A 12,937-nucleotide genomic window follows, 5' to 3' on the forward strand; every position below is an offset into this window, starting at 1 on the left:
TATAATTTAAACCCTTCACTGTTTATTGTCACAAAAGACCAAATGACAAACACATAATAGTTACTCTATCCGCCAATGACGGAAATTACAAAACCTTACAACAGCTTGATTGGCCCACATAAAATAATTACTGTCCCCACCGCATTATTAAATCATATTGGACAATGGAAATGGACAATGGAAGACATAATGGAACTTACGGCAGCAACAACGATTGCTGCAACAGATACGACAGCCAGGGACTTTAAGTCTTATCGATCATTTCGCGCTAAAATCCTTGCAGCAACACGGATTGAAGATAGTCTCGCGGTAGATTCAAAATACTACGATGAGTTACTAACTTCCTCCGGGACATTAGACGTCTGGTCGTTGTATATGCTTCAATCACTTGAGTGCATGATTGAAGCGTCTCAGACTGCACTTGAATCTCTTGATCAACTCAAGGAGAGTCTTTCAGAAATTCTAAGGCTTGATGCGGATTCTCTTTTGATAAAGATACGCGCCAATACAGAGGTCGATGAAACATTGGCGACAGCTCTTAAAGAGGGATTAAATAAGTATGGCACTACGGAGAAATGGCTCTTAACTCTTCGACAAGCACTTGTAAGCAGAATAGAAATTAGTGAAGAAGGAAAGCGCCTAGTTGAGGCTATTCAGGAAGGTCGACCACCGGAAAGACCACAGCTGTTTCCCGTCTTAACCTACCTTCACGACGACTCTCTTGCTTTAATTTTTTGTTTGCTTGGCGGCCTCACAATGAAGGCAATCTGCGTTGTTACTCTACTAATTGCCCTCGCACCGCACAGCCCTAGCGAACCACCGCCACCCCCTGAGGACTAGCATAATTAACAATTCTAATAATACATCGAGTTCATTGTGGTATGCAGTTAAGAATTAGAGTACAACTTAATTGCATGAGTTATCGCTAGTGGCAAGGGCGGCAGAGATAAAGCACTGAGCGCCCTTGCTAGTTTCCATCTATATATCTATGCTTCTATTTATGAGATCAGCAATAGATAAATCCACCGAAATACACTGAGGGTTTTGTTAGGATTATTAACCAATATTCAGATAGGTCTTCTGATTGATTTTTGCCAATAGAGAAAAATGTCCTTTAACCTATCCACACCTAGAATATGACTAGCATTTATTACTCTACTTATTTGCCGCCCTATGGACGCATTACAAAATTAAACACTAACCCTACACAGAGTATTCTTTGGCTATCTTTAATTTTCACCCAGCTTAAACCTCAAAGAGTATTAAAAGGAGCTTCAGGAAGAGTTAAATTAGAGTTCGTTTGTGCCGCAAACTAAACTGGATACCTATAATTATACCGGCCACATTACATTATCCAAACTTAAAGCCAATATATAAACGATTGGTCAACACTAGTAACCCTAAAAAGATTACTCCTATCTTTTGAATGAGAAAGCAACTTCCCATCCTAAACTCTATAAAAACCTCTGCCGGGATAACAATATAACTTAAAGTCCTGATAACTAAGCGTTATTTCCTTTTGATCTACAACCTTACAGGCAGAATATTTCGACGCAATGTTCTGAAGGCTTCCAAGTCAAATCTATCCTCATTTCTTAAGGTCATGGATGAAAATTAGTGCAGCCGACCGCTAATGCGCTGACCGTTCAGAATGTGTGGCCCTGAAGACTTATGTACACCAAAACAATTAACATGCAATAATCATATGGGAGTAATAAGACTTACTTACCCCTCGCCCCCAACCTAATAAGAAAATCTACTTATAAAACACCGGTAAGGCAGCACTCAACCATCCCAAGCTTTTTATTTAATTCCCCTTCATTTTCAAACAACCCACTAACAGTAGGGAGGCGCTCAAATCAGAGTTGCATGTCGCCTCCCGACCAAAGGCTTAAGACTCTATACCTGGAGCCTCTTTCGGAATTATAGGATAGGTGAGATTGCCCTCGCTTTAGATCAAGCCCACTTGATCTAAAGCGACCCGAATCCATATAGAAGTTTCGCAGTTCACTTAAAATAGGCTGTTACAACCGATTACAAATTAGATATTTGACAACATCCAAGGGGAATTAGAGTCAGCCCAAATAGGTTGCTCAGCACAAGTGCCACCTTCGTTATACTGTATTCTAATAGCAGACTGCTGCGCAATTGAAGCCAAAACTAATGAATACCAACCCTTACAAGTTTCAGGGGTTACAATATTCCATGAACTGGACATATTACAAATACGCCGCCCCTCAGATGACCCATATAATTCGTTAGAAATAAGCTCAACATAACCGCCACGCGTCAATTGCACTCTATCAACTTCCCCTTCACATATAGAGCTTGCACTGGCATTAACTGCGGTCATTAAAAGTGAAATCCAAAGTATATTTTTCATTCCAACCCTTAAAATTTATTAATTGGATGATGTTATTTATAGATAAAAATATCGGCTCAGGATGCCTGAACAACCAAATTTTAATCTTAGATATTTATCTAGCATGGCATTATAAAATGTCTAACCGACTGAAACAAGAAAAAGCTAATAAGGAAGAATAAAACAACAAAATAGAAACACCTCTAGACCAATAAGAAGACACAAAAATAATCGAGCCCTCCCCTAATACCTGCCTAACCTCGACTAAAAAACAGGGAATACTAATCATTAGCGATTTGGCGCACCCAATAGACATCAACTGAGCTAAATATAAACCGAACTTCAACTCATTACGCCAAGGCCAAATCAACTCCATTGTTGAAAGCACGCTTCGACTAGTACAATGCTATCCCAGATCTCGACTTGCTGTAGCCTGCCTATCTATAGATGAGTATAAATTTCCACGACGAAACTAATCACCTCTACTCGAAGTGTGCCAGTACTTCGCAGCACTCGAGTGTGGCTCTATCCCGCAAAACTTCTCCGGTGTGGATACTATGGATACCTAAGGTCTGATCGACTTTGTCAGCGGTGAGTGTAGCTTTAGCTGACCGTTTTTCAACTCCGGGCTTTCTAGTTAACCTACAGGATCATACTGTAAGTAATTGTGTGTCGACCCCAGTCTAAAAAACCACACATTAATAACAATCACATTAGCCGGCTTTTTACCTTAACGAACACCCTCTTCAGTCTCGTAAGTGATAAAGGTCTCAGCGATACTTCCCCAAAGCGAGCTCGGCAACTTCGGCCACCTGAGCGGATTTCATACTCCTCGCACGATGTGTGGAAGCTCTAATTTTAGCGCGAGGACTTTTTCGATTAAATTAACGGATAAAGAATACTCACAGGATTTGATATCATAATCCCAAGATTAGCCAATACCTCAAAAAAAATGCCACTTCGCATTTGAGCTAAACATAATCAGCAACCGACAAGAATAAAGCTAATACCGAAGTTTACCTGTGAAAAACTGGAAACTTTGATTCAACAGGCTAACCATTATCACACTATCAAGCGAGTCAATAAAACGAATAATCTACCCATACGCAAATACAATAACGTGAACCTAGCCGACTTTGGTAAGCACCTTACACGATTACGCAAGACTGTCGACTATATCCGGAATGAACTCGAGTAAGAGGTTGGCAAGATTGGCCTTTACTCTTACAAGAATGAGGACGAACACCCACCAGTCAATCTTATGGTATATCGCCTCATCAGGCTTTGTTAAATCATTTGCAACTAACTTAAGAGCACCAATGAATACCTCTCAGTATTCATTACTGGAGAGATCACCAGCCTTTTCACTCAACTGTTACCATATCTTTGACCGTCAATATAACGCTAACTAGGACAAATGACCCGAATATAAAAACTATACTTAACGCTACAATACTTGATACTTTCGCCCCTTTCATCTCAATGATGCCATCAGACCGATAGTCAACCACTATAAATAAAAAAGGCAAGTCCACAATAATAGAGAAAGCAATCTGCGGTAGATCAAAAAACCACCAGTTTCTACTGTAGGTTGAACATTAAGACCTGCGACACCGCCTTTGCAACCTATAAGACTCACTTATTTTTAAATCTCGCCCCCAAACACCTCTTATAAGAACTCTTCCTAGATTCAGAAAATGAACCCAACTGTTTATCTACGATACAGTTCAAGTATTTATTTAAAACAACGTTAGGATCAAATTCAATTGATCCAGAAGAGTACAATGGCTTAACAGAGCTCAAACATAATAATTTATACTCTTCCGACTCAGAACCGCACTCGATATCCTCGTCGCTAAAGCATAAAGTAAACAGCTCAGAAACACAAAAATACTCTCCAGAAGCCACTAAATATTCAGAAAAAACTTCTTCAAACTCATCATGCTGGCTCTCAGCATAAGAATTTCCAATTAAAGGGTATATTATAATTAACAAAAAAAACAAAGCCCTTTGGCTAAATAAATGTCGAACCGTTTGGACAATTTTTAACATTTAAAATCCCAACTTAAGAAGCCAATCAATCCCGACCAGAACTCTCAAACTTTTCAACTGCTGGGTACAAAACTATATTTATAAACCCATCCAATCTCGCAGTACTCCCACGAATCGGCACTGCTTTTAATATTTCTTGGTAAAGAGGTGTCATCTGTGCCAGCTCAGGATCTAGATTTGAAACACCCTCAACAGATACCTCCAGAGTTCCATGGTACCTTCTAAAGCGTGCCTGTTCAGCTTTTATTTTCCACTCCCTGACCTTTGTTTTAGTCTCAAGCATTGAAATCTCTTGCCTTAGGTGACGTATCCGCTCTGCGTTAGAAAGAGAGATAAACTCTTGTTTCGAAAGTCCAAATAAGCTCTCAAACTTCATTTGAGCGCTATTTGCATCTTTTTCTCCAACCACAACCACTTCGCCGTCATTATAAGTCTCCCCGGTCACAGTTCTGCAGATATTGCTTGAATCACACTGATCTCCATCTTGCTCTTCCTCTTCCCCCTCCCCTGAGCTATCGGATGAGCTCGAGCCACCACCAGATACGCCTGGTGGAGAACTTACGGGATCCAAAACCCCATCATCGATACCAGGGAGATAAGTAGTTGTGGGCTCAAGCGGAGTCCCCCACACGATTACTTCACCATCATCTTTAGGTCCATCGTCTCCACCACCCTCAGCTTCATAACCACTGGGATCGGTAAAACTCAAAGGGCTATTAAAAACATAGCTATAGCGGTTCCAGCTCTGGCTATAGGTTGGCTGCTGCACAATCGGATCGGGACTTAAGAAACGGCCCAATGTGGGATCGTAGATACGGCCATTCATATGGATTAGGCCGGTCCGATCCAGATGCTCATGGCCGGTGTAGCCCCGTTTACTGGTGATATGTTGCACTGTGACCAATGTTTCCAAAACCTGCTGTATATCCAGGTCAGCGCTCCAATCTTCAGTGCGTCGACTTCCATCCGGATTAAAGGCCATACCCAGAATTTCTACACCACTACTGTCCGTAATCTTCTCGATTGAACCCAGGTGATCACGATGCAGGTACTGATACTCAGCTGTAGAAGTAGAAATTGATGCAGGATCTGTAATAGCAAGATGCTGGACAGAACCGCTTAGAGTGGTTTTCTGCACTCTCCAGATAGATGGATCGTGTTCAGGCCAGATTACCTCGAAGTCACCAATGATATACGCCTTCTCAGTTTTAAGTTGGCCATCCTCCATCCAGCTACTTTCACGGTAATATCGTTGGCCATCCGGGCCGTATTTAAAGCGGTCTCTGGCAGTTGGAGTGCTATCACTCTGGCTAGTACCCAGCACAATTTCCGTAGGCAGCTGCCGAGCATTCCAGCTGATCCACTTATCATCACCCGTTGCGGCATCGTAGCGCTCTATCGCACCATTTTCGTCATAGTACAAATTATGGGCGACATTATTAATGCTGACACCACTAACTGCATTGGGGCCGGCATTACCGAACTCACCATACTGGTAACCCGTCACCTGCGTATCTAGATCAACACTGGATGTTTTAGAAAGGATATTACCCAGTTTGTCATATTGGGTACTGAGGACCCGATCTCCACCAACGACAATAGAGGCATCGCGCAGACGGTTCAGGCCATCATAACTGAAATCCTCTTGCTGCCGTAATACATTACCGGCGCTATAGGTCAACCGGCTTTCCAAAGTGCCATTTGAGCGCCAATGATATTCATTATTTTGCAGCAACCCACTGCCGGTATTAATCGTCTCCAATCGCCCGGTATTTGGATTATAGGTACGATTGGTTACCACACCATTGCCGTAAGTTTCCTGCTCTATCTGGCCCCACGCATTAATGCTATCGAAAGTTTGTAGAGAATTAACACCTGCCGCATCGTTGCTTAGGCTTTCCATATAGCCGCGATCATTATAGTGATAATAGGCTTCGGTACCATTTGGATAAGTGACCCTGTGGATGCGACCATAGCTATCGTAACCGTAGCTATGCTGGTAGCTAGCGCTTGTCCCATTGACTAGCAACTGTGTTTCTACAGAAGCTAACTTGCTATCCGAATCGTAACTGTATTTCTCAAAGAATACTTCACTACCATTCTCGCTATAGCTACGGTTCTCTAAATTACCTATCGCATTCGCGGCATCGTACTTCCATTGTGCCACCCCATCTTCATCCTCCCTTTCGAGCAATCGGCCTAGTTCGTCATACAAATAACTAATACTTTGATTTTTGTTATCTATCTGACGCTCCAGCTCCCCAAAAGCATTGTAACTGCTCGTTACTGTTCCCACATTGGGGTCAGTAAGACTGGTCCGGAAGCCTGCATGGTCAACAATAAAGTTAGATTCGAAATCTCGCCCATTACCGGTGACCTTTACTGTTTCTGCAAAACCACCACCATCATAGGTGTAATCAGTAACAACGGCTTCACCCGTCGCATCATCTATGGTTCTTACCAGATCTCCAAGAAGATCGTAATACTGATCCTTTACTTGGATACTGGTACCACTGTTAGCTACTACAGACTCTGTTACGCTAACTTTCACGAACTTACTACTGCCAGTATCTTCAACACTGTAATCGATTTCTACACTGCCACCGCCAGCTTTGTCGATATATTCGATTCGATTACGCTGGTCATAGTCGTAACTTGTTTTTGGTTTGTCGCTATCAGAGACTACTGTATGCGCAGCAAAGAAAGGAGCAGTCTCAAATTCAAGGCGCCCCTGAGTATCAAATCTATACTCAAGACGGGAAACATTACTGTTTCCAGAAAACGTCTGGATATCTTTCTGTACTAAGCGACCAAGCTGATCGTAATAATATTCTGTTGTCGGCGTGATTGCAGAACTGGTCTGCACCCAGTATGAGGCTTCTATCCCGCCGACCGTTGGGCAAATTCCATGACAAAAATTATATTGACTGGTAAACGCTACACCATCTGAATTGGTTGCCTTCACTTCACGTCCGAAAGGATCAAACTCAATTTCAGTCGACTGCTCATTACTATCCGTTATGTGAGTGACACTGCCGAAACGGCTATCATATTCCGCATAAACCTCATGGCCAAGTGTATTCCTCAAGGTGCTTGGGTAGCGTCGATCCGTCAACGCTCCGATTACCGAGGTGCCACGGGTTTGTGTAGTAACGCCATTAATGGCTCCATCTACCTGCCCAACGACACTTTCATCAACCACATTGCCATAAGCATCGTATTCATATGTGGAAACCACCTGATACTCAGTGTCTTCCGGATATTGGGTTACGGTATATACACGATTAGTATCGCCATAGGGCGTGGCAATTACACTGGACTCCTGATCAGGTGCTCCAGTGACCTCACCTCGGAAATGACGCTGCTCCTGTGCGCTGATAAAACCTATTAACCAGCTTCCATCTGTCCGATTATCTAACAGAGTTGTGCGCTCAACACTACGCTCAACGTTCCCGTACTCTGTCACGGGCTTTGCAACACCCCATACACTTTGGGTATCGTCGATTTGGACGGATTCGACAGCACGCTTGATATTGACTGAGCCACTATGAAGGTCACCATAGTTATCATCGGTTTCTAGCTGAAGCGTATTATCATTAAGTGTATATCCGAGTATTTGGCCCCCCTCTAATATCGCATTCAAACTTTGGGAAACATACGGTATATAGGTAGTGCCATATCCTGTGCTCAGGGCTAATAGATCGTAGCTAAATCGCTGTTGCGTTAGGAGCTCACCAAACTGATAGCTACCATGGTATTGAACCTGCCTGGCAACTTTACCAAAGTATGGAAAATCCTGGCGAAATTGGCGATAAGTTACAATATCAGCCTCTTCGTCATAAATTCGCTGAGCACTGTAGCCAAGGAACCCCCAGTTTAAATCGCTTGTTAGACCAACCCCCTGGTAAGCGTACTCAGTAACATGCCAATCACCGCTATAGCCATTGGATCGATGTACCTTTGTCACCACCGTTCGATAATCGCCATTGTCCGACTGTGTGGCACTGACCCCAGGAATGGTACCCACCTCTCCAAAAAGTGTAACCCCTTCATTAAAGCGGCCTACATCCTCTTCCCCTGGATTATCAGAAATTCTCTCAAGGGTAAACTTGGTTTGGGCACCATAGCCATTAGTAACCGTTTCGATACCTGTTTCAAAATCATCCGGAATAGCAGGATCAGTGTATTCCCAACCGAATTCCAGAGGATTTAGACACTGCCGGTTATTACCGCTCTCGTCATAAGCACACAACTGCACCTGCTTTAAACGACGATAATGATCTTGATCCGCATCAGCAGGCTCTTCTTCAGAGATCAGCTTATATTCTCTTTGCAAGTTTTCATCTAAGTAAACACGAATATGGTGCAGTAGTACCAACTGTTCTTGTTGGATTTCCTGTAGCGGCACTGGTGGAGCATCTGTACGAGTTCCGTACTGGAATTCAATTTTTGCATCCCCCTGATTACCATAAGTGATTTCTAGAGGGTAATTAATTCCCTCAAAAAGATCGCGATGGTATTTGTAGTCCATAGTATTACCGAAAGCATCGGTAACCTTATTAAGACTCCAGGCAAAATGAGTTGACTCCTCCCCCCTGAGGCGACTATCCACAGTAGCTCCATACTCATACACAGAGCCGTTCGGATGATTTACTTCAAACCAAACCTTTCCATCTTCATTTTTATGTAACTCAATTAGACGAGAGCTGTCCCTCAAGGTTCGATATAAAGCTCCCTCCTCCCAATAAGAACCCGACAAAAGGGTGAGGGGCTCGCCATCCAAGCAGAGAGAATCTAAGTTACTCAGCAGAACACTCGCACCATCTGGCCTATTCACTACACAGCGACGAATACTACTTAGTCCACCCAAACGCCAACCATACCCAAGAATATCCTCAGGTAATGCCTCATTCATCCGCTTCTGAAAGCGGGCGCTGGTATAACGCAGAGATAAATTAGGCTGCAACCCATTAACACCAGGCGCAGTCTGGAGGGGAATATTGATTACCGCATTACCGGTAACGTTCACATCGGCACTATATGGCAGTGTTCCAGGAGCAGTAGGAGCTTCGGTACTGACAGCAGGTAGTTCACCGGTATTGGCAAGATTGTGGACCTCTATCCAGGAGCTGGATACGGATGAACACTGGTTGAAATCATTACACGCTTCAAGCTTATACTGATAAGTCCCAGGCTGACTTCCACCTGTAAAATACTGGAAAACTGAAGTTGCTTGTGGGACCACCGTCAACCAGCAATTACCATCTTCCTCTACGATACAACCTTCCTCTTCCCCACCTAAAACCATGCGCTTTAGTCTGTAACTACTTGCGCCCACATCATCCCAAGTAATAGTTTGATCTAACGTGAAAATTTCTTCTGGCAAATCTGCAGAAAATTCGGGCTCTGGAGGTTCCGGTGTGGTCAATTGTTTTATAGTAGACCAATCCCCACAACCTGACTCATTGCAAGCTCGGACCCGGAAAGTATATAAGTCTGAATACTCAGGCTCCTCACTCGAAGTAGCTGGAACAAAAAAAGTAATATCGCCTAACGTAATGGGAACCAAAATATTTGAAGTCTCAACAACATCATCAGGCTCCACTAGCTCTCCCAGATCGATCGTTGTATATGTGACTCTACTAGGATCAATTCCACTTGAATCTTCTTCAAGAGAAATATCCCAATAATTAGAGCCATCATTGCTCCATTGTAATTCATAGTGAGAAACAGGGGCAGATGGATCCGGGTCTGCGACAGAGTCCCATCGCAATTCAAAACTAACACCCGGCAAAGAACTTCCATTAGGTAGTATCCAGTTGGATATCTGTCCGGGGTAATGTTTTACCTCTAAAATTTCAGAGTCAACCCAGCCACTATATTCATAATAATCGTCAACATTTACATAAGCACGGACCTTATACCGATACTTACCATTTGCCATTGTGGATGTAGATCTAGGTAGAGAACCTGTAAGAGTATTACCTTTCTCTTCAGGGCAACTACTTTCGTCCTCCCAGGTGCCATTCACTTCTTCGCACCATTGATAACCAGAAACTACTGATGACCCATTCGATTCTGTCCATTCTATAGAGAATTTTCCATCAGTATCTACATTTACCCCTTCGACTGTTTCTGGATCATAGTTGATGCTCGAGGGAGCATTTGGCTTCAGAGCTACTTTGATCGTATGTGACGCAAGCTTCAAGACCGATGGCTGATGACAAGTGATAATTTGATCATCAGGAGGAGATAAGTCCCCGTCATCCACATCGCAAAATTCCCCCCAATATTCATAGGAGTACTTCCCTGAAGATGTCACACTGATTGGTGCAATATGTTCTGATGATGGGTTACCAGTAAAAAGTGAAACGCTTCGTACAAACGTACCATCTTTAAACTCTTTCAAATACACTTTTGAAGCACTTAATGTCGAAACCGGTGTATAAGAAAGAGAATACTCACCATCCGCATCAGTATCGGGCCCTGTAAGATCGATCCCATGTGCGAATACCGTGAAAAAGATTGCCTGGAAAAAAGCGAACACCCTAAAAAATGGAAGCATTTTAACTAAGATTATCTGGCCTGAAGGTGGCACAAATTCCAACAAATAAAAATGCAAAATACAAGAAAAAATTAATATTTAACGCTTTACCAACCCAATCTAAAAAAAATCAAATAAAAAACAGCCAAACTCTTATTAACACGCCTCTATTACAGTCGCTTATTTCATAAATGACAATTTAGACAGTTACTTTTGGAGGGCAATCATCTAAGTACAATAGTTGAGACTCCCTCATGATCCCAGCTGCCGTCCGCCCTCAACCTTAGTTTGCTCTAGGTACCTCTGTGACTCAAATACTATTTGGATCTCTAATTTGGAAAGCCTCAACCAGCTACGATATTACCGAGAGAGTATAAAAACTTAACCTTAGCGACTATCTAACACTGTCTTCAGGTTTATGTAACTACTGCACATTCTTTTAATGAACAAGGAGCTAGAACTCATTACAAATCAAGATGTACAGCCAGGAGAATTATAGATAAGCAACAATCCATATGACTGGAGCGACAACCAGCCAAACACACAATACTGGTCTTACCTACAAAAAGTAGAAACTCTAACTATGTATATTTACGCTCATGCTATGCTCGACATACATAGCCCAATGCAGGGCGCCTATGAACTCTATTGTAGAAAATCTCAATGTATTCAAATTTCTCAGACCTTACTTATTCTTCGCTTTCGAATATTCCAGCATAAACCTGCTCGACTTTTAGCCTGCTAAAGAATGATCCCATTGCCGTATTATCCCAACAGTTTGCCTGGCGACTCATACTCGGCTTGCACTTGCTTTCGGACAAGAGATCCTGGTATTTCTGCGAACGATATTGCACACCCCTGTCAGAGTGAACTATTGGTCCAGGCTTTATTGGTCGTCGTTCTAGAGCCATTTTCAGTGCTCCACTTGTCAATTCATCTGTCATCCGGGAATCGAATGCCCAACCTACAACACGTCGAGAGCACAGATCCATAACTACCGTAAGGTACAGCAACCACTTCAGAACCCAGATATTCGTAATGTAACTGGTTCAGGGGCAATTTGGTCGATCCCCATCGAATCAACGCTTTAGTAGGTTGCTGGCGATACCTAAAACCTTTGCCGCTTCTCATGCTCCTGCTGCATAAGCTTAGCGACGTAGTTCGTGAGCATGGCTCACCTAACTCTTGAAGCTCACAAGCGGTTCTAGGCGCGCCATAACGGCCTTTAAACTCAGTAAACGTCTCTCAGATTTTCTCGATTGTTCGTATCTTTCTAATCGTGCGAGCAGATGGCAATCGCCCCCGCCTTCGACAATAACCCGATCTTGAGACTTCTAAACACCGACACATCAAGCTAACCGGGGATGACCCTACATACACTTGCATCAGTGCGTATTTACTCTTGCTGATTCGCAAAGTACGCAGCTACCCTTTTTAGAAACTCAACCTCCTGACGAGCTTCATGCAGTTCCTTCTTGAGTTTACGAACTTCAGCGCTTTCCTGTTTGGAATAGTCGACAGCGTCTAAGCTATTGAATTGCTTATCAGACAGTCGATTAAATTGACGACGCCAGTTGTAGATCTGCTGTGCGCTGACGCCTAGTTCTCGTGCCACAGAAGCCGTTGTTGCTCCAGGCTTTTCCGCTCTCTTAACTGCTTCTCTGCGGAACTCCTCTGTATACGCCTGAGTTCTTTTCTTACCCATGATACACTTCCGTGCTAGGTCTAAACCTAACTATATAGGGTGTCGACTAAACGTGGGTAAGTCTTGAAGTTAACGCCGCCGGCAGGGGCGGCTTACTTTGTGCACGTTTTGCGCGAAAATGGAAGCGCAGCGAACCGCGCAAAACGTGCACAAAGTAAGCTGTCCCGCGCAGGCCCGAGCAACCTGCCTGTGATTATTATGCGGTTTCACACAAACCCCCAATACACGCCCTATACTAACCCAAGGGCTGCAACAAGCTGGAACCAGGCGCTAT

Annotated in this window: 6 protein-coding genes; 1 reads left to right on the forward strand and 5 read right to left on the reverse strand. The window is 43.3% G+C overall.

Annotated elements, in window-relative coordinates; all coding sequences use genetic code 11:
* Nucleotides 1-177 precede the first annotated feature (177 nt).
* Entirely contained in the window at nucleotides 178-840 is a 663-nt protein-coding gene (locus ACJJI3_RS07450) for a hypothetical protein (RefSeq protein ID WP_444942012.1), read from the forward strand.
* Between the two features lie 1,201 nt (nucleotides 841-2,041).
* Here the strand turns inward: ACJJI3_RS07450 and ACJJI3_RS07455 are convergent.
* From ACJJI3_RS07455 to ACJJI3_RS07475, 5 genes are all read right to left on the reverse strand, one after another.
* Nucleotides 2,042-2,383, reverse strand: coding sequence for a hypothetical protein (locus ACJJI3_RS07455; protein ID WP_444942013.1), 342 nt, complete (start codon nucleotides 2,381-2,383; stop codon nucleotides 2,042-2,044).
* A gap of 1,614 nt (nucleotides 2,384-3,997) precedes the next feature.
* Nucleotides 3,998-4,414, reverse strand: a complete 417-nt coding sequence (locus ACJJI3_RS07460) for a hypothetical protein (RefSeq protein WP_444942014.1) — start codon at nucleotides 4,412-4,414, stop codon at nucleotides 3,998-4,000.
* A gap of 25 nt (nucleotides 4,415-4,439) precedes the next feature.
* Complete coding sequence (locus tag ACJJI3_RS07465; RefSeq protein ID WP_444942015.1) at nucleotides 4,440-10,685, reverse strand: RHS repeat-associated core domain-containing protein; 6,246 nt, start codon at nucleotides 10,683-10,685, stop codon at nucleotides 4,440-4,442.
* Between the two features lie 962 nt (nucleotides 10,686-11,647).
* Nucleotides 11,648-11,998 (reverse strand): DDE-type integrase/transposase/recombinase, encoded by a 351-nt coding sequence (locus ACJJI3_RS07470; RefSeq protein WP_444942550.1) that lies wholly within the window; start codon nucleotides 11,996-11,998, stop codon nucleotides 11,648-11,650.
* Between the two features lie 356 nt (nucleotides 11,999-12,354).
* Nucleotides 12,355-12,663 (reverse strand): transposase, encoded by a 309-nt coding sequence (locus ACJJI3_RS07475; protein ID WP_444942016.1) that lies wholly within the window; start codon nucleotides 12,661-12,663, stop codon nucleotides 12,355-12,357.
* Nucleotides 12,664-12,937 lie beyond the last annotated feature (274 nt).

The organism is Microbulbifer maximicatervae (SeqCode), from assembly GCF_052466985.1.